General features: G+C 59.2%; 16 protein-coding genes. 9 read left to right on the plus strand and 7 right to left on the minus strand.

The features are described 5' to 3' along the window. Positions 1-90: 90 nt before the first annotated feature. From PHAMO_RS03070 to PHAMO_RS03105, 8 genes are all read left to right on the plus strand, one after another. Positions 91-2274 (plus strand): methyl-accepting chemotaxis protein, encoded by a 2184-nt coding sequence (locus PHAMO_RS03070; RefSeq protein WP_051002358.1) that lies wholly within the window; start codon positions 91-93, stop codon positions 2272-2274. A gap of 308 nt (positions 2275-2582) precedes the next feature. Next, positions 2583-3392, plus strand: coding sequence for a MetQ/NlpA family ABC transporter substrate-binding protein (locus tag PHAMO_RS03075; RefSeq protein ID WP_002726337.1), 810 nt, complete (start codon positions 2583-2585; stop codon positions 3390-3392). Between the two features lie 336 nt (positions 3393-3728). Further along, positions 3729-5147 (plus strand): DcaP family trimeric outer membrane transporter, encoded by a 1419-nt coding sequence (locus PHAMO_RS03080; RefSeq protein ID WP_002726339.1) that lies wholly within the window; start codon positions 3729-3731, stop codon positions 5145-5147. Positions 5148-5209: 62 nt separating this feature from the next. Beyond that, entirely contained in the window at positions 5210-6016 is an 807-nt protein-coding gene (locus tag PHAMO_RS03085; RefSeq protein ID WP_002726341.1) for an ABC transporter substrate-binding protein, read from the plus strand. Positions 6017-6128: 112 nt separating this feature from the next. Beyond that, the gene (locus PHAMO_RS03090; protein WP_002726343.1) at positions 6129-6899 is read left to right on the plus strand and encodes an amino acid ABC transporter ATP-binding protein; all 771 of its coding nucleotides are present in this window, start codon (positions 6129-6131) and stop codon (positions 6897-6899) included. Next, positions 6899-7660, plus strand: coding sequence for an amino acid ABC transporter permease (locus tag PHAMO_RS19915; protein WP_002726345.1), 762 nt, complete (start codon positions 6899-6901; stop codon positions 7658-7660). Before PHAMO_RS03090 ends, PHAMO_RS19915 begins: the two co-directional genes overlap by 1 nt. Beyond that, positions 7650-8345, plus strand: a complete 696-nt coding sequence (locus PHAMO_RS03100) for an amino acid ABC transporter permease (protein WP_002726347.1) — start codon at positions 7650-7652, stop codon at positions 8343-8345. The genes PHAMO_RS19915 and PHAMO_RS03100 overlap by 11 nt, the downstream gene beginning before the upstream one ends. 252 nt (positions 8346-8597) lie before the next feature. Further along, positions 8598-9362, plus strand: a complete 765-nt coding sequence (locus tag PHAMO_RS03105; protein ID WP_002726349.1) for an enoyl-CoA hydratase — start codon at positions 8598-8600, stop codon at positions 9360-9362. A 22-nt stretch (positions 9363-9384) separates the two neighbouring features. Here the strand turns inward: PHAMO_RS03105 and PHAMO_RS03110 are convergent, their stop codons facing one another. The 4 genes from PHAMO_RS03110 to PHAMO_RS03125 form a co-directional block, all read right to left on the minus strand. Next, positions 9385-10062, minus strand: a complete 678-nt coding sequence (locus tag PHAMO_RS03110) for a PTS sugar transporter subunit IIA (RefSeq protein ID WP_002726351.1) — start codon at positions 10060-10062, stop codon at positions 9385-9387. Between the two features lie 4 nt (positions 10063-10066). Beyond that, positions 10067-11011 carry a 4-hydroxy-tetrahydrodipicolinate synthase gene (dapA, locus tag PHAMO_RS03115; protein WP_002726353.1) on the minus strand — a complete coding sequence of 315 codons (945 nt, stop codon included), beginning with the start codon at positions 11009-11011 and terminating at the stop codon, positions 10067-10069. A gap of 330 nt (positions 11012-11341) precedes the next feature. Beyond that, the gene (gene glnA, locus PHAMO_RS03120; RefSeq protein ID WP_002726355.1) at positions 11342-12754 is read right to left on the minus strand and encodes a type I glutamate--ammonia ligase; all 1413 of its coding nucleotides are present in this window, start codon (positions 12752-12754) and stop codon (positions 11342-11344) included. Positions 12755-12856: 102 nt separating this feature from the next. Then, positions 12857-13195 (minus strand): P-II family nitrogen regulator, encoded by a 339-nt coding sequence (locus PHAMO_RS03125; protein WP_002726357.1) that lies wholly within the window; start codon positions 13193-13195, stop codon positions 12857-12859. Positions 13196-13536: 341 nt separating this feature from the next. Here PHAMO_RS03125 and PHAMO_RS03130 point away from each other — a divergent pair, with 341 nt between their 5' ends. Next, positions 13537-15564: an elongation factor G gene (locus tag PHAMO_RS03130; protein ID WP_002726359.1), complete on the plus strand. Its 2028-nt coding sequence runs from the start codon at positions 13537-13539 to the stop codon at positions 15562-15564. Between the two features lie 193 nt (positions 15565-15757). On the opposite strand, the gene PHAMO_RS03135 is transcribed toward PHAMO_RS03130, so the two are convergent. From PHAMO_RS03135 to purF, 3 genes are all read right to left on the minus strand, one after another. Continuing rightward, positions 15758-17059, minus strand: coding sequence for a hypothetical protein (locus PHAMO_RS03135; protein ID WP_002726361.1), 1302 nt, complete (start codon positions 17057-17059; stop codon positions 15758-15760). Between the two features lie 192 nt (positions 17060-17251). After that, a complete protein-coding gene (locus tag PHAMO_RS03140; RefSeq protein ID WP_002726363.1) occupies positions 17252-17980 on the minus strand; it encodes an SDR family NAD(P)-dependent oxidoreductase in 729 nt (242 codons plus the stop codon). Then, the gene (gene purF / locus PHAMO_RS03145) at positions 17980-19440 is read right to left on the minus strand and encodes an amidophosphoribosyltransferase (RefSeq protein WP_002726365.1); all 1461 of its coding nucleotides are present in this window, start codon (positions 19438-19440) and stop codon (positions 17980-17982) included. The genes PHAMO_RS03140 and purF overlap by 1 nt, the downstream gene beginning before the upstream one ends. Positions 19441-19442 lie beyond the last annotated feature (2 nt).

Raw genomic sequence — 19442 nt, forward strand, 5'->3', positions numbered from 1 at the left:
TTTGGATTTGGCATCATTGTTTTAGTATCGGCAGCAGTTACCGTTTTTTCACTTTGGGAACTAAACGCCATACGTGAAAATACATCGATAATGGGGCGAACAAGCACAAACGCCCAGACGGCGGCGCGGATCAGCCACCTGATTGAAAGATCGCGTATCTCGCGCATTCTTTACGTCAGCGAGGGGATGGAGGGCGCTGCGGGAGACTTTACCGACGCAATCGCCGAAGCGAGCAAAGCTCTCGGCGCACTGGCCGAGAACACCATCGACGCAGGTAGACGGGAGAGTTACCTCCAGGCGAGGCGAGATCTTCTCGACCATGGTGAGAAATTCCGCCATGTGATCATGGCAGTCACCGCCGAGAACACCCACCGCGGCGAACTTCGAAAGCGCGGGGAAACGATGACCCTGTCCACCGCAAAACTAACGGCGGCTGCCATCGCGATCCACGATCCGGCCGTGACCCAAGCAGCAGTGACATTCGACAGCAGCATTATCCTGGTACGGATGGGAGCGTGGCGCTTTCTGGCCACCAAGGAAACCGACGACACCATCGGGTTCAAGGATAATGTCGAGAAAGCCTTGGCCAACCTCACCGCGCTGACAAAAATTTCGAATGGGGCGCTACGCCCCCTTGCCGACCCGGTCGCCGCCAGCATTAAAGAATACGCGGCCACATTTGAACTCGTCGCGGCTGATGTCGAAACGATGGACAAATTGTTCGTGGAAATGCGCGATCAAGCTCTATCGATCGAAAACAGAATGGAGACCGCCGAAAAAAATGTCGTCGAAAGGTTCAATCGGGTCCAGGCCGAAAACATCGAAAAAGTAACGACGTCGCTCCAGGTCCAAAGCATCCTGGCCGCCGTCGAAATTTTGCTTGGAATCGGATTGGCGATCATCATCGGCCGCGTCATTGTCGGACCGATTATCGAAATGACGTCATCAATGAAACATCTGGCCGCCGGTTCGGTCCAAATCGACATTCCCTGCCGGGGACAGACGGACGAACTGGGCGACATGGCCGCCGCCGTCGAAGTCTTCCGCCGCAATGCCATCGAAAAAATGTCGCTTGAACAGGAAGCGCTGCGCCTCAATGCGGCTCGAACCCGACGGCAAGAAGAAATCGATCAGTTAGTGCGGCAATTTGGCGTCAGCCTGGGCGGTGTTTTTAATTCGGTATCGTCGGTTTCAACCGAAATGGCCGACACCTCATCACAGTTGGAACAGTCTTCCAACGATGCGGGCAGTCAGGTCGATCTGGTCAAAAACGAAATTGACCTGACGTCCTCGACAATCCAGACCGTTGCCGCCGCATCTCAGCAACTCGCATCATCAATCGACGAGATCGGACGCCAGGCCACGACATCCTCGAATATGTCGGGAGATGCGATGGAGAAGGCGAAAGTGGTCGTCGAGTCCTTCTCCGAACTCAGTCTGGCGGCGGAGCAGATCGGCACCGTCGTCCAATTGATCAACAACATCGCCAGCCAGACCAACCTGCTGGCTCTGAACGCGACGATTGAAGCGGCACGGGCGGGCGAGTCCGGCAAAGGCTTTGCCGTCGTCGCTGGCGAAGTCAAAAATCTGGCCAACCAGACCGCACGGGCCACCGGAGATATCGGCAATCAGATCACTGCCATCCAATCGGCGACGGCGCGAACGGCCGAGGCCATTCGCAGCATCTCGGACAGTGTGATGAGCGTCAATGACGTCGCCGGAGCCATTGCCTCGGCGGTAACCCAGCAAAGCGCCGCCACCCAGGAAATAGCGCGCAGCGTCGAACAGGTCTCGGGCAGCACGATCACGGTGATCGCGTCGATCTCGCGGGTCAACAACGCGATCCAGAGCAATCGTGACAACGCCATCGCCGTCAACCAGACATCGCTCCGGCTGTCCAGCGACGCGAAATCCCTCAGCGAAGAAGTCAAAGACTTTCTCTCCGCGCTGCAAAATCTCAGCGAGGACCAAAGCCTATCCTGTATCAAGATCGACCTGCCGGCCTCGGCAATCGCGGAAAATGGGACAAGGACTTCTGGCCGGGTCAAGGCGATGTCGATCGGCACGGCGGAATTCATCGGCCAACTCACCGCAGCGACAGGCGCCCGCTTCGACCTTACGATCGACGGCTTCGACCGAACCATTCCCACCCGTTACGTCGAGGGCGGCAACGGACTGCACACCCTGCAATTACCGCTCAACCACGAACACCTGTCCTATATGGTCCAGGCGCTGAAGAAATTCGAGACGCGGCAGGCTCGGGCAACCGCCTGAACCTCGCAACCATCCAAGCGCCAACCGTTCGTACCAAACGCTTCCACTGATACCGGCCAACCCTCGATTTGACCCGTTGGCCGGTATCTCAGCCGCTATTGCGGCGGCGGCCAAGGCAGTGCGCCACGAACCTGCCCGCCCCACTCCCTAAGATCCAAAGAATGCAGAGAGATGCAGCTCCGCATGGCGGATATGGCCCAGGTCCATATCCGGTGCACCGACCTGATATCGGTATTGCCCGGTGAAAAAAATTAGTATACTAGTTTTATAGATTTAATGTGTTTCTGGCGGGTATGGAGGTCAATGCCATGGTGACGATGGAAAACAAGTGGCTGCGGAATCTTGCTCTGACGACTGGACTGGTGGCCGCCCTGGTTACCGCCACAGCTCAAGCCGCAGAAAAAGTGAAACTTGGCGTGATCGGCGGCGCCGAAGAGGAAATCGCCGAAGTCGCGAAAAAAGTCGCCGCGACCAAAGGACTGGATGTCGAATTGGTTACGTTTTCCGATTACGTCCAGCCCAACGCCGCCCTCAATGCTGGCGATCTCGATGCCAATGCATTCCAGCACAAGCCCTATCTGGACGCCCAGATCAAGGCGCATGGCTACCAGATCGTTCCGATCGGATTTACCATCGTCGAGCCGATCGGTCTGTATTCCAAGAAGGTCAAAAAGCTGGAGCAATTGCCCACCGGGGCAAAAATCGGCATCCCGAACGACCCCAGCAATGGAGCGCGGGCGCTTCGCCTCCTGGCCGCCAACGGCCTAATCGCATTTAAGGACGACAAGCAAGACAGCCCGTCCCTCCTCGACATCACCAAAAATCCCAAGAAAATCAAATTCTATGAATTGGAAGCGCCACAGCTTCCGCGCGCGCTCGATGATTTCGATGCTGCCGTCATCAACACCAACTATTCACTGAATGGCGGGTTTGATCCGATTAAGGACGCCTTGCTCCAGGAACCGCGTAAGAACAACCCCTATGGTAATTTTATCGCCGTTCGGGAGCAGGACAAGGACAAGCCGGTCTTCAAGACCCTTGTCGCCTCCTATCAATCAAAGGAAGTATCTGACTTTCTTGACCAGCGCTTCAAGGGCGCCATTCTTCCGGCTTGGTAAGGCTATCCTTACCCCGGACCTTCGGATAACAGCGTTTTCCTGAAAACAAAGACGGCAACCCCCGCCATTTCCTTCACGGCGATGGCGGGGATGAGCGGTGCTGTCTTTCCGTGGCGACAGGTATAGCCCCTCTTAATTTCCAATAAATTGATTTCAAGGTCATGAACAGTATTAATCCAGGATAAACCGACATCAAATTGTCATTTAATGAATAAAATTCTTGCCTTTAGCAAAGAATTCAACAAAAAGCTTGCATTCATTAATGAATAGCAAGGCAACAACCGCAAATAGATAAATCAAAACGCCAGATGTTGCCTAGCAGCGCAGGAGGGAAAATTGCTTTCAAAAAATGCCAAGACGATTTCAGTTGCCACCCTGGGGTTGGGGGCGGCGCTCTATTCCGGCCCGGTCCATGCCGATGACATTAGCGAATTGAAGTCACTCGTTAATGAACTGAAAAAACAGGTCGTTGAGCAACGGGCTCAGATCAACGAACTGAATAATCAGGTCAACGATCAAAAGAAACAGGTCAGCACCCAAAGCGACACTTTGCAGAAGGTCGAGGCCCAGCAGCAGGACATCGCCAAAAAGCAGGCCGCCGCGCCAGAAGCGCCGCCGCTGTTGGCCGGAGACCCCGCCAAGCCCGGTTTCTTCAAGATTCCGGGAACGCGGACGTCGCTGAAATTCGGCGGCTATGTCAAGCTGGATGCGGTTGACGACATCACCGGCAATATCGGGAACAGCGTCGCCACCGATTTCGGATCGATCCCACTCAGCCATTCCCGAAAGGGAAACCGCGACGGACAGGTGACCTTCAGCGCGCAGGAAACCCGACTGAGCCTGACGGCATTAACGGGAACTGAGGCAATCGGCGACGTGAAGACCTATGTCGAAGGCGACTTCTTCGGCTCGGGCGGCGGCGGGAACTTGTTCCGACTGCGCCAGGCCTATGTGCAGGGAGGACGCTTCCTGGCCGGTCAGACCTGGACAACCTTCTCCGACCTGGAAACAGCCCAGCCCGAAACGCTCGACTTTAACGGCCCGGTCGGTTACGCGGCCTTGCGCCAGCCGCTCTTGCGTTACACCCAGCCGCTTCCGCTCGGCAAACTCGACCTTGCGATTGAAAGCCCGCAAGGCGACTTCAATGCCGTTGGCAGCTTCCCCAAGGACAGCAAGATCGACAAAGCACCGGATCTGGTGGTCCGCTACACGGCCGACACCTCCTGGGGCCATGTCGGCTTCGCCGCCCTGGGCCGCTATCTGGCGACCGATTCCGGCTTGTCCGGGCAAAATGACGGCAAGTTCGTCTATGGCGTCCTGGCCGGAGTGGGGATCAAGACCTTCGGCAAGGACCAGTTGCTGTTCCAGACGGTCGATGGCAATGGCGTTGGGCGCTACCTCGAACACGGTCAGTACATTTCCGCGATCGTCACCGACGATCAAATCCGGCCGATCGACGTGTGGGGTGGAACGGTCGGCTATACCCACTTCTGGACCGACAGCCTGCGCAGCAGCGTTGCCTACGGCTATAGCCACTTCAACACGCCCAGTGGCGGGACCCTCCCACCGCTCAAAAGCCTGTCGTCGTTCCACGGCAACCTGATCTGGAGTCCGTGGGAATCCACGGATGTCGGTCTCGAATACATTTATGGTCATATCGAACTCGAAAGACCGCAATACGACGCCGACACCAAGACGTGGGCCTCGTCCGGTTCCGCGAACCGCATCCAGGCCAGCGCGAAATACAGCTTCTAGGGCAAGGCGACGCGGGGACGGATCGCCCTCCCCGCGCATGCTCTCCAAACCGGGGGAATACGATGTTTCGCAAGATACCTCACATCATTGCCGCCGCCTTTCTCTTCGTCTCCGGCGCAGCTCAGGCCGACCAGCTTGGCGACATTCGCAAAGCGGGGGTTTTGCGCGTCGCCGTTTTCGACAGCAACCCGCCATTCGGATTCGTTGACGAGAAGACTCACGCTCTCGAAGGCTATGACATCGACTTCGCCAAGGCATTCGCCGAAAAGATCGGCGTAAAGCTGGAACTGGTGCCGACCAACCCCGCCAACCGAATTCCCGTTCTTCAGTCGGGCAAGGCCGATCTGATTGTCGCCGACCTCACCATCACCCCCGAGCGAGGCAAGGTGGTCGCGTTCAGCACGCCCTATTTCGTGACGGGCCAGCAATTCCTGGTCACGACCGACGCGCCGGGCAAACTGGAAGACTACGCCAAGGCACGCATCGGCGCGGTCAAGGGCACGACGGGCGAGCAGGCGGCCAAGGCGCGTTTCCCCGAGGCGCGGGTGCTGTCCTATGACGACATCCCACTGGCGTTTGCCGCCTTGCGCAACGGCAGTGTCCAGGCGATCACCCAGGACGCCGAGATCCTGGCCGGTCTGCTGGCCGAAGCGCCGGACAAGAGCAAATACAAGATCCTGCCTGAATTGTTGAGCCGTGAGTTGATCGGCGTCGCAATCAAGAAGGACGAAAAAGCGTTGCTGACCGAGGTCAACACGATCCTGTCCGATCTCGAAAACAACGGCCAGGCCGAGAAGATCTTCGAGCAATGGTTCGGGGCGAAGAGCAAGGCTCCTGGTGCTCGGAACTTCAAAATCGGCGCTCCGTGACATCTTTCTTGAGGGAACGGTTCGATCCCCGTTACCCTTGGTAACAGCTCCCCCGCCACATCGGCGGGGGAGCGCCTTTTTCGTCCGTTCCTGGCTTCAAATCGGTCCGTTGATGACAGACAGTTTCTCCCCGGTAATCGAATTCCGATCCGTCACGAAATCCTATGGAACGACGCCCGTTATCCGGGGGATCGATCTGTCGGTCGCACAAGGCGAGGTCGTCGTTGTCTGTGGCCCATCCGGCTCGGGCAAATCGACGCTGATCCGTTTGGTCAACCGACTGGAAAGCCTGACATCGGGCGATATTCTGATCGACGGGCACAGCACGGCATCCTATCGGGGGGCCGCTCTCCAGAGGTTGCGCACCGGCATCGGATTCGTCTTTCAACAATTCAATCTGTACGGCCATCTGACCGCCGCCGAAAACATCGCCTTGGCCCCACGCAAGGTTCTTGGACTATCGGCGGAGGAAGCCCTGTCCCGAGCCCGCGAGTTACTGAAGCGAGTCGGCCTGAGCGACAAGGAAGCCAGCTATCCGTCACAATTGTCGGGCGGACAGCAGCAGCGAGTGGCCATCGCCCGCGCCCTGGCGATGCAGCCCAAGATTCTGCTGTTCGATGAACCAACCTCGGCGCTTGACCCGGAAATGATCGGTGAAGTCCTCACCGTGATCCGGCAACTGGCCGAAACCGGAATAACGATGCTGGTGGTGACCCACGAGATGGGATTCGCGCGTGAGATCGCCGACCGCGTTATCTTCATCGATGGCGGCGTAATCCTTGAAGATGCCCCGCCCGAGCAGTTCTTTCTCGCGACCCGTCATCCCCGTGCCCAGCGCTTTTTGCGTCAATTGCTGTCTCCTTTGCACACGACGGGGGATTGATGGGATTTAGCGTCGATTTCGCGGGTGTCCTAAGCGGGGCACCTCTGCACTGGCTGCTGACCGGCTTTCTCACCACAATTGTCGTCACGATCGCCGCTAGTCTGGTCGCAAGCCTGCTGGCAGTAATCCTGCTCGGCCTGCGGATATCGGAAAGCCGTGCGGCCAGGGTGGGCGCGGCCGGACTCATCGAACTGTTCCGCAACACCCCCTTTCTAGTCCAGATGATGTTCTGGTATTTCGCCGCATTCGGATTGTTGCCGACCGGCATTCGCGACTGGATCAACGCCGAACATTCCTGGGCCACCTTTCCCGGCAACATCCCGCTGGTCAGCCCGGAATTCATCGCCTCGACCTGGGGATTGGGAATATTTTCGGCGGTGTTCATCGCCGAGGAAATTCGCGCCGGGTTGCTTGCTCTTCCCAAAGGCCAGAGTGAAGCGGCACAAAGCCAGGGCTTCGGCCATTGGGCCAGCCTTCGCTTTATCCTGCTCCCCCAAGCCCTGACCAATTCCTTTCAGTCGGTCGTTGGGCAATACCTGAATTTGATGAAGCTCTCCTCGCTGGCGACGGCAATTGGTCTGGCCGAGATCACCTATCAAGTGCGCCAGATCGAAAGCTATAATTCGCATGCAATCGAGGCGTTCGCCGTCGGAACCAGCCTGTACCTTCTGCTTGGGCTGGCGATGGGGCGGCTTATGCTGGCATTCGCTCCCAAACGGCGGGATGGACGGAACGAGACAGGAGCCGGAAATGCCGCCTGAACTCGACATCATCTGGCGCAATATCGACTATCTGCTGTGGGGGCGTCTGGCCCAGGGAGAACTGGGAGGGCTGCTTCTCAGCGTGGTGATCGCCCTGGCTTCGGGCGTGCTTGCCCTTTGTGTCGGGATCGCCCTGGCGATCTTGGCGTGGTTCTCGACCGGGCCGGTTCGGCGAGTGCTTTTTCTTTGGGCCGATCTGATACGGGGCATCCCCCTGATTTTCGTTATTTTCTGGGTCTATTTCCTGGTTCCGGCCCTGTTTGGCGGCAACATTCCCGGCACGGTGTCGGTCATTCTGGCCCTAGCTTGGTTCACCTCGGCGGCGGTGATGTACAGCACCCTGTCGGGATTACAGGCGTTGTCGGGCGGACAGCGTGAGGCCGCTTTGTCCACCGGGCTTTCCGAAATCCAGACTCTGGTCTGGGTGCTGCTCCCCCAAGCCCTGATCAATCTGGTCCCGTCCTATGTCAGCCTGTTCGCATCCCTGATTAAGGACACGTCGCTGGCGTTCATCGTCAATGTGCCAGAACTGACGATGGTGGCCAGTCAGGTCAACAACAGAACCCAGCTTTATCCCACGACGATCTTTCTGTTCACGGCGGCGATGTATTTTGTGCTGTGCGGGGGGCTATCCCTGCTTGTCCGCAGACTCATGCGGCGTCCGGTTACGGCATCCTGGGACTAAACCATTTTTGTTTGATCCGGCGCACATTGCTTCGACGAGCATTGAGCGGGCGGCCGTGCAAACCGGAGAATTCCTGACTCCGAACGCTTGATCGCACCATGAGTTCAAACGTACTCTCTTCTGGTGCATTCCATCATGGAATGCCTGGAAGAGGAGCTTGCTGTCGCGTCATCTATTTTTTTAGCGGCAGACTCGGCGACTCCGCACGTAATAAAAAATCAAAAAACAACAGATAACGGGGAAGGACCAAACATGACGGGAATTACCATCCGGCACGATGGCGCGACCATGATCGTCGGCTTCGACCGACCGGATAAGCGCAACGCGATCACAGTCGCGATGTATGCCGAACTTGCCACCGCACTCGAATCCGCCGAAGCCAATCCGGCGGTGCGTGTCGTTCTCTTTCAGGGTAATGGCGGCGTTTTCACCGCCGGAAATGATCTGCGCGATTTTCTGGAAAATCCGCCCGATGGTCCCGATCACCCCGCGTTCCGCTTCATCCGAACCTTGGCTGCGGCCAGCAAAGTTTTAGTTGCAGCGGTTGACGGACCGGCAATCGGGGTCGGCGCGACCATGCTCCTGCATTGTGATGTGGTGATTGCGGCGCGCGGGGCTCAGTTCGCCTTTCCTTTTATCAATCTCGGTCTGGTCCCCGAAGCGGGAAGCTCGCTTTTGCTGCCCCGCCTTGTCGGCTACCATCGTGCCGCTGCGCTTCTAATGCTTGGCGACACCTTCGACGCCGAGACCGCCCGCGACATCGGTCTGGTCGCCCAAGTCGTGGAACCCGATACCCTTCTGCCCGAAGCGGTGGCTCTGTCCGCCCGCCTCGCCGCCAAGGCTCCCGAGGCGTTGCGTCAGGTCAAAGCCCTGCTGAAATCACCGAGGGAAGAGGTCGATACCCGTATCGTCGAGGAAGCGGAAATGTTCATGCGCAGGCTGCGCTCTCCAGAACTGCGTGAAGCGGTGGACGCCTTCTTCGCCAAGCGTCCACCCGACTTCACCCGCTTCGCCTAGTCATCGCGACGTCCGGCATGCGTCAGGCGGAAAAGGCGTCGATCAACAGCCCGCACAGGCCATCGCGACTCTCCGTCTGACGCAGCTTCTGGCACAGGTCGTGATCATGCAATAAACGCGAGATCCTGCTAAGAGCCTTGAGATGAAGCGCCGGGTCCCGTTCCGGGGACAAAAGCAGGAACATCAGATCGACGGGTTGCTCGTCAACGGAATCGAAATGAATGGGATGGACCGTGCGGGCAAAGACGATATAGGGATGATGAAGCCCCGCAATGCGCGCATGCGGAATAGCAACGCCGTTTCCTACGCCGGTTGATCCCAGCCGTTCCCGTGCCTCCAGGACACGATAAATTTCCTTTTGATCGTGCCCGCTAAGGGCGGCGGCCTGCTTGGCAAGAAGCGACAGCGCCCCCGTCTTCGATCCCGCGCCGAGATTGGAAATGATGCAGTGTGGCGTGATGATCCCAACCCCGTTCCACAGCGGGGAAACGGCACGGGGCGCGAGCGCAACGGGAGACGGGGCGGGCTTTCGCACGACCTGAACCGACACCTCGCGAGGAGACAGACAGCGGTTGCACCAATGAGTGGACGTTGCGCCCCCCTCGACCCATTCCACCGTCTGCTCGGTCTCGCGGTAACAGCGCGGACACCACGCTTGGATCGCGTCCATCCGCAATGGGCTATGATGTATTACGGGCATAGGATCATTCCGCCGCAATGCTGCGGCTTAGATCGACAGAGATCATCGCCTCGGCCTCGGCGGGCAGAATCGGCTTGATCGAGTCAAGAATCTGGGCATGAAACCGCTCGTTCAGCGAAACCAAAGGCAGACGAAGCTCTCCTTGGATCAATCCAAGACGGGACAGGAGCCATTTGACCGGAACGGGATTGGATTCGAGGAACAGCGCCTTGTTCAACGGATCGAGATCGCTCGAAATCCGCTGCAACTTCGCCGTATCGTAGGTTACCCAGGCACGATGCAAGGCAGCACAAAGTGCCGGAACGACATTCGCAGTGACCGAGATCGCCCCCTGGCTCCCCAAGGTCAAGAATGACGGAACCAGAGCATCGTCGCCACACAATCTCAAGAATTCAGGCGCCACGTAATGACGCATTCTGGCGGCACGGGCCAAATCGCCAGAAGCATCCTTGATGCCGATAATATTGGGCAATTCCGATAGCCGAACGATCGTCTCCAGTTCCAGGGCAACCCCGGTACGCTTGGGAACGTCGTAGAGAATAACAGGAAGGTTCGACTCGGACTGAACCGACAGAAAATGCTGGTACAGCCCTTCCTGCGACGGACGATTATAATAAGGAACGATGCACAGAACCGCGTCGGCCCCCAGTCGTTTTGCTTCGGCAACCATACCGATCGTGGTCACGGTGCAATTCGACCCGGCTCCGGCAATGACCGGCACCCGCCCCCGCGCCGCCCACACGGACAACTCGATCAGACGGCTTTGTTCCTGATGGGTCAGAGTCGAAGCCTCCCCCGTTGTCCCACACGGAACCAAAGCCGCGCTGCCACAACGGATCTGCCGCTCGCACAATGAGATGAACGCAGCTTCGTCAATCCGTCCATCCTTGAACGGAGTAACCAGCGCGACCATCGACCCCTTGAACTTGCCGACAGCATATTTCTTCACGATCATTCTCCCAGAGAATTGATATAGGAAGACAAAAACGAAAAATGGATGGATCTACCTTTAAAATAAAAATTCTGAATAAATAAAAACCACCCTTACAGACACATTCATCCCAAAGCTGCTGGATGATGCCCCATCACCACGCAAAATTTCGATATGGAAAGCCGTTGCCATAGCGTAAACGCGCCGCTCCGAAACACCCTCGTCTCCTGGCTTCGGACAAAGAAAAACCCCCGCCAGTTTCCTGACGGGGGTTTTTTGACTGGTTCACTGAACAGCTCCACCAGCCCTTATCTGGGCCGGTGGAGCGTTCGGGAACCAGTCCTCGGATTAAACCGAGTAATACATCTGGAACTCGACCGGATGCGGGGTGTGTTCGAAGCGATAGACCTCTTCGTACTTCAGGTCGATGTAGCTCTCGATGAAGTCCTTCGAGAACACGTCACCCTTGACGAGGAAGTCATGGTCGGCCCGCAGGCTCTCCAGAGCTTCGCGCAGCGAACCGCACACGGTCGGAACCTGTGCCAATTCAGCCGGCGGCAGATCGTACAGGTTCTTATCCATCGGATCGCCGGGGTGGATCTTGTTGGCGATACCGTCCAGACCGGCCATCAGCATCGCCGCGAAGGCGAGGTACGGATTGGCACCCGGATCGGGGAAGCGGATTTCGACGCGCTTGCCCTTCGGCGAAGCCGAATAGGGAATGCGGCACGAAGCCGAGCGGTTACGCGACGAATAGGCCAGCAGAACCGGAGCCTCGAAGCCGGGGATCAGGCGCTTGTAGCTGTTGGTCAGCGGGTTGGTGAAGGCGTTGATCGCCTTGGCATGCTTGATGATACCGCCGATATAGTACAGGGCGGTTTCCGACAGGTCGGCATAGCCGGTGCCAGCGAACAGCGGCTTGCCAGCCTTCCAGATCGACTGGTGAACGTGCATGCCCGAGCCGTTATCGCCATAGATCGGCTTCGGCATGAAGGTCGCGGTCTTGCCATAGGACGCGGCGACGTTGTGGACGACGTACTTGTAGATCTGGATCCAGTCAGCAGCCTGCACCAGACCGCCGAACTTGATGCCCAGTTCGTGCTGCGACGAGGCCACTTCGTGGTGATGCTTCTCGATCGGCAGGCCCATTTCGCCCATGACGGTCAGCATCTCGGCGCGGATGTCAACATGGCCATCCACCGGCGGAACCGGGAAATAACCGCCCTTGACGCCCGGACGGTGGCCCAGGTTGCCTTCGGGGAAATCCTTGCCCTGCGATTCAACGCCGTCTTCCGACAACAGCTCGTAATAGCCCTTGTTCATCCCGACGGAATACTTGACGTCATCGAAGATGAAGAATTCGGCCTCGGGGCCGAAATAGGTCGCATCGCCCACGCCGGACGACTTGACATAGGCTTCGGCACGCTTCGCGATGGAGCGCGGATCGCGGTCATAGAGCTGGCCGGTCGCCGGCTCGACAATATCACAGTTGATGATCAACTGCGCCTGGGCGGCAAACGGGTCCAGCACGGCCGACGAGGGGTCCGGCATCAGAATCATGTCGGATTCGTTGATGCTCTTCCAGCCAGCGATCGACGACCCGTCGAACATGATGCCTTCGTTCAGCATGTCGGCATCGACGGTGGAAACGTGCTGGGCGGTGTGCTGCCACTTGCCGCGGGGATCGGTAAAACGGAAATCGACGTACTTGACGTCATTTTCCTTGATCAGTTCGAGGACCTTCTGGACGTCGTCGGACATAGCCACTTTCCTGACAGTTGGATTCAAAAAGACGGATGTGCTCAAAAAACGTGTGCGGCGGCCCGTGCCGTTAATCACGAAATGGAGCCGCCACCCCCCTTTTTAGATTGCGTCGCTACCGCGTTCGCCGGTGCGGATGCGGATCGCTTCCTCGACCGTGGAGATGAAGATCTTGCCATCGCCGATCCGGCCGGTATGAGCAGCCTGCTGGATCGCCTCGACGGCGCGCTCCACCAGGGACTCGTCGATCACCAGCTCGATCTTGACCTTGGGCAGGAAGTCCACCACGTACTCGGCGCCGCGATACAGCTCGGTATGCCCTTTCTGCCGGCCGAAACCCTTGGCCTCGGTCACGGTAAGGCCCTGAAGCCCGACTTCGTGAAGGGCTTCCTTCACTTCATCGAGTTTGAAGGGCTTTATGATCGCTTCGATCTTCTTCATGTACCCGCCGTCTATGGAAGAAATGGCGTAGGGCCCGCGTTGAACGAGTGACGAGCCCACGTTGAATGAGCCAATCATTTAGCACGGCTCGTGCCACTTCGGCCACCCGGAAAAGCGTGCGAATCTGCGGGTCCAGGCTGCAAATCCTGCTCGATACTTGGGCAGGACAGCCTGTTTTTCAGGCAAACCCGTCATACCTGGCAATCAAGCTGGCTCGCGTGTTTCCGGTTGCCTGCGGCCCCATCTGCTGAAATGGTTATTCTTGAGCGGCGGGGGGCGCCGCCACGCGGCGAAGGGGACAAAGAGCGCCGCGCTGAACCTTGAGTTCCCCAGGAGGGACCATGACCTCACGAACCCCATCCTTGCCGCGGGCGGCCGCTTTGGTCGGCCCTTACGCCAGCGGCAAAACCAGTTTGCTTGAATCCCTGTTGTTTACCTGTGGCACCATCGCCCGCAAGGGCCGGACACGCGATGGATCGACTGTCGGCGATTCCAGTCCGGAGGCTCGTTCGCGCCAGATGAGCGTCGAACCCAACATCGCCACCGCCCAATATCTGGACGAAACCTGGACCTTCATCGATTGCCCCGGCTCGGTTGAATTCAAGCAGGATTCTCTGAACGCGCTGGCCGTAATCGATGCCGCCGTGGTGGTCTGCGAGCCTGATCCCGCCCGCGCGGTGATGGTGGCACCGATGCTGAAGTTCTTGAATGAAAACAAGATTCCGCATCTACTGTTCATTAACAAGGTCGATACCGCCGGAACCCGGCTGACCGAGACCCTGGAAGCCCTTCAGGCGGTCTCGGACCGTCCGCTGGTGCTGCGCGAGGTGCCGATCCGCGAGGGCGAGACCGTCACCGGCTATATCGATCTGGTGTCCGAGCGGGCGTACCGCTATCGACCCGGCCAACCGTCGGACCTGATCCGCATCCCCGATGAAATCCAGAGCGAGGAATCCAAGGCGCGGCAGGAATTACTGGAACATCTGGCCGATTTCGATGACCGCCTGATGGAAGAATTGCTGGAAGACATCCAGCCCCCGCCCAACGAGTTATATCAGGATCTGTCACGCGATCTGGCCGATAACCTGATCGTCCCGGTATTTTTCGGCTCGGCCGAAAACAACAGCGGCATCCGTCGCCTGCTCAAGGCTTTGCGTCACGACGTTCCCGGTCCCGCCACCACCGCCAGCCGCCTTGGCATTGCCGCCGATGGCCCGCCGATGGCCCAGATTTTCAAGTCGGTCCATGCCCAGCATACCGGAAAGCTGAGTTATGGCCGGGTCTGGCGCGGCGAATTCGCCGATAACCAAACCGTCGGCGACAGCCGTATTTCCGGCCTTTACCTCCCCACCGCGACCGGACCGGCCAAGGCCGCCCGCGTCGGCACCGGCGATGTCGCTGCGTTCGGCCGTCTTGATTCGATTCCAACCGGCGGGGTGCTGTGCGTCGATAGCTCGGCCGCCTTGCCGTGGACAAAGCCGCTATCGCCGCTATTCGCGCTGGCCGTCGCCGCCGAGAAGAAAGGCGATGACGTCAAGCTGACCGGCGTTCTGGCCAAACTGTGTGAGGAAGACCCCTCGCTGGTGCTTGATCACAGCGAATTCGGCGAACTGGTCCTGCGCGGACAGGGCGAGATCCACCTCCTCGTCGCGATCGACCGGCTGAAAAGCCGGTTCAATATGCAGGTGATCACCCGCAAGCCGACCGTTCCTTATAAGGAGACGATCCGCAAGGCCACCTCGGTGCATGGACGGCACAAGAAACAGTCAGGCGGTCACGGCCAGTTCGGCGACGTCTATCTCGACATCACCCCCCTGCCCCGCGGCTCCGGGTTCCAGTTCCGCGAGACGGTGGTGGGCGGCGTCGTTCCGCGCCACTTCATTCCGGCGGTGGAACAGGGAGTCACGGAATCCCTGTCGCAGGGAGCACTGGGCTTCCCGGTCGTCGATCTTTCGGTCACCTTGACCCAGGGCAGCTATCACGCCGTCGATAGTTCGGACATGGCGTTTAAAACTGCCGCCCGGATTGGAATGGCCGAGGGCATGCCGCAATGCGAGCCAATCCTGCTCGAACCCGTCTTGCTGGTCGAACTCTCGGTCCCCAGCGATTACACCGCCAAGGCGCAGCGGATCGTTTCGGGACGGCGCGGCCAAATCCTTGGTTTCGATGCCAGGGAAGGCTGGCCCGGCTGGGATACCGTCAACGCCTATTTGCCGCAGGCCGAAATGGACGATTTGATCGTCGAATTACGGTCGCTGACGATGGGGGTCGGAACCTTCGCCTGGACGTTCGATCATCTTCAGGAACTGACCGGACGGGTTGCCGACAAAGTGATCGAAGCGCGTCGAGAGGCACTCGCTGCTGAATAGACGCGGGTTGATTATGCTTTTTCAATGACCGGTGAACCGGCGGGAGTTAAGGCTGTGTGCAAGGCCGCTCCCGTCCGGACCCCCAATCCGGTTGATGAGGCGCGAAGACCGGCGCGACGTGGAAGCCGCAGGTCTTTTTGCGCGTCTTCTTCCCCTCTCGGGAGCGGTCCCTTCATCCCCCGATGGCTATAGCCTAAAGCTGGGCGAGGAAATCGGTCAGATAGGGGACAACGCGGCGGCGCTCGGAATCAGTGCGACCAAAGCTTACCAACAACTTGCGCAGCCAAGCCGCATCGATCCTCTCGAACTCGAACATCGCCTTGATCGCCAGATGCTCGCCGACATGATCGGGCAGTTTGGCGACCCACTTAATGATACCGTCACGTAAGGAGCCTTCCCGTCCCTGATCCGGGCGGCCAGAGGGAACGAATTCCTGCGTGTAAAGCTGCCCCAACTCGCGCCAGCATTTGGCCATCGCGTCGGCTTCGAAGCGAATCACGTCCTTCAGCAGAACGAGATCATCCTCGCCGGGCGGCAGGAAGTTGCAGCGGGTCGCTTCCTCGCGCAGCAGAGGCCACGGATTGTCATTGGGCTTCAGTGTCGTCTTACGTCCCTTCGCCGATTTTCCCGCACGGAACGAAGCCCACCGCGAATCCCAATTGTGCAGAATCGGATTATTAACCTCGCTACCTTGGATAATCTCGGTCAGACGGCCGGGCCCGGCCTCGGCCCAGTTGGTGCTTTGGGCCAGGGTCTGAATATGGCGGGTCGCGCGCATCTGCGGCAGAACGAAGCGTTGCAGCACCTCGCGATAAGCCTGACCGAATTCGGGCGCGAGCAGAAAGGGCAACCGGACCCCATGCGATGGGCCGGCGATGCGGAACATGCTCAACGTCTTCTGCGCATAGGTGCACAGGGTTTCGTCGAACAGGGCACCGAAATCAAAGTCGGGAACCGAGGCTGGATCAGGCTCGCCGGTCACGGGAACGGCCAGCACCCGAGCCACCCGACGTTCAGTGGCGGGGCCTAATTGGGCCGCGAACAGCGGCGGCGGCTCACGCAACGGGGTCTGGGTCCGAGCAATCCGTTCAGGCGAAGGAGCGAAGTCGCGGGCGATCAGAGCGCGGAATGCAGAACGAACGGCTTCCGCCTCGCTCATTTCCGGCGGCCCCAGCAATTGAGTAACAACCTCGGAGAGGACGCGGAGATCCTCGGCCCGCCCGGTCGTATCGTTGGGAAGCAGTGCGGTCAGCCCCTGCTCACGCAGAGCCTTCAAGACGGGCAGACCTAACCGCTCTGCCGCCTTGGCCAGCACCACAGAAAAAACAACGTTAAGCTGCTTTTCGCTCGCCCACTTTCTTGATTCCTCGTCGGCCAGAGTTAAGCGGCGCAGCAACAGAATACGGGGAATATCCAAAGAGCGAGTTGCGGCGATCAGGCTGGTGGCCTTCGCCTCAAAAGCTTTCATCGCATCGTGCGGATCGGAAGGACTCATTCCGCTGCTGCCGACCCTCTAAGGCCGCCCCCTTTATTTTCCAAAGACCTTACACCGACCGACATGACCTATCCATGGGGATAACTCATCCTCAGCCAAAGGCGCAAGTCTGATCAAGATCGGCGGACACGTCCGAGTGGACGCCTCCACTGCAAAACCTGGACGGGGCGCAGCGAGACGTTTCCTGTCGGCTCAGGCGTCCGGACCAGCGATCCGAACAACTTCACCGTGTCTCTCGCACGTAGGCAGACAGAGGGACAGAAACGCTCCGGCGACCGCCTCGGGCTGGGTCAGTCGGGTCTGATCCTCGCCGGGATAGGCGATCGTGCGCAGCCGGGTGGCGACTGGACCGGGATCGAGCAGATTGACACGTAACGGGGTGACATTGGCGACCTCTGCCGCCCAGCACCGCACCACCGCCTCCAGACCGGCCTTGCCCGCTGCATAGCCGCCCCAAAAAGCGGGAGCCTGGGTGGCCTCGGCGGCGGCGGTGAACACGGCCCGCCCCGCCTCGGACATCCGCAGCAGCGGGTCCATGGCGCGGATCAGACGCCAATTGACGGTCAGGTTAACGGCGATCATCTCGTCCCAATCGCGAGGTTCGAGATGGGCGACCGGACGCAGGCCGCCGCCGACAACTCCGGCATTCCCGACCAGGATATCGAGACGGCCCCAGCGGTCGAAGATCGCGGCAGCGACACGATCGATGACCTCAGGCTTCCGCAGATCCTCGGGCACCAGCACCAACGGCTTGCCGCCGACAGCGCGGATTTCGTCGTCCAGTTCCTCCAGCGAAGCTTGAGTCCGGGCAATCGCGATGATCTCTGCCCCCTCGGCAGCGAATCGGCGCACCACGGCGGCACCGATCCCACGCGATGCGCCGGTAACCAGCGCGACCTTTCCCTCCAGCTGGCCCGACATCAGGCAATATCCTCGGTCAGCAAGGACAATTGCTCGATCTCACCGCCATTATCGATGAAATCGGTCGGCCGAACCGGATAATCGCCGGTGAAACAGGCGTCGCAATAATGCGGCTGGGCAGCGTTACGACTGGGCTCACCGACAGCGCGGTACAGACCGTCGAGGGAAATAAAGGCCAGCGAATCGACACCGATCAGGCGGGCCATCCCCTCGACATCGTGGCGGGCGGCCAGCAGCTTGCTCCGCTCCGGCGTGTCGATGCCGAAATAGCAGGAATAGGTCGTCGGCGGGCTGGAAATACGCATGTGTACTTCGGTCGCGCCAGCCTGACGGACCATCTCGACGATCTTACGCGAGGTGGTGCCGCGCACGATCGAATCGTCAACCAGAACCACCCGCTTTCCGGCCAGCGAGGCACGGTTGGCGTTGTGCTTCATCTTGACGCCGGTGTGGCGGATGCTGTCGGTCGGCTGGATGAAGGTGCGACCGACGTAATGGTTGCGAATAATGCCCAGTTCAAACGGAACCCCGGCCTCGGCAGCATAACCGATCGCCGCTGGAACGCCGGAATCCGGCACCGGAACCACCAGATCGGCCTCGACCCCGCTCTCGCGGGCCAGCTCCGCGCCGATGCGCTTGCGCACTTCATAGACGCTGATGCCTTCGATCATCGAATCCGGACGGGCGAAATAAATGTATTCGAAGATGCAGAAGCGACTGGGCTGCTTGGCGAACGGCTTCAGAGAGCGGACACCCTCGGCCGAGAGAATGATGATCTCGCCCGGCTCGACATCGCGGACGAACTCGGCGCCGATGATGTCCAGCGCGCAGGATTCCGAGGCCAACACCCAGCTCTTTTCCATCCGACCCAGACAGAGCGGACGGATGCCAAGCGGGTCGCGTACACCGATCACCGAATCCGGCGTCAGGGCGACCAGGGAATAAGCCCCTTCGACCTGACGCAGCGCGTCGATCAGCCGATCCTCGACCGTCGAATAAAGGCTGATCGCGATCAGGTGAATGATAACTTCGGTGTCGGTGGTTGACTGGAACAGACAGCCGCGGCGCACCAACTGGCGGCGCAGCGCCATCGCATTGGTCAGGTTGCCGTTATGCCCCAGCGCCAGCCCGCCGAACTCCATCTCGGCGAACAGCGGCTGGACATTGCGCAACAGGGTCTCGCCCGTCGTGGAATAGCGGACATGGCCAACCGCCATCGTCCCTTTCAGCTTCCGAATCACCGATTCGTTGCCGAAATTGTCTTCGACATGGCCGAGACCACGGTGATTGTGGAACTGGTGTCCGTCGAACGTGACGACACCGGCCGCTTCCTGGCCGCGATGTTGCAGCGCGTGCAACCCGAGCGCGGTGTGGGCCGCCGCCTCCGGGTGGCCGAAGATGCCGAACACCCCGCATTCCTCGTGCAGGTGATCGTCGTCGAAAGGATGGGTGGTCAGCATCG

Origin of the sequence: Magnetospirillum molischianum DSM 120 (assembly GCF_000294655.1) — a bacterium.
Taxonomy (GTDB): Bacteria; Pseudomonadota; Alphaproteobacteria; order Rhodospirillales; family Magnetospirillaceae; genus Phaeospirillum; species Phaeospirillum molischianum.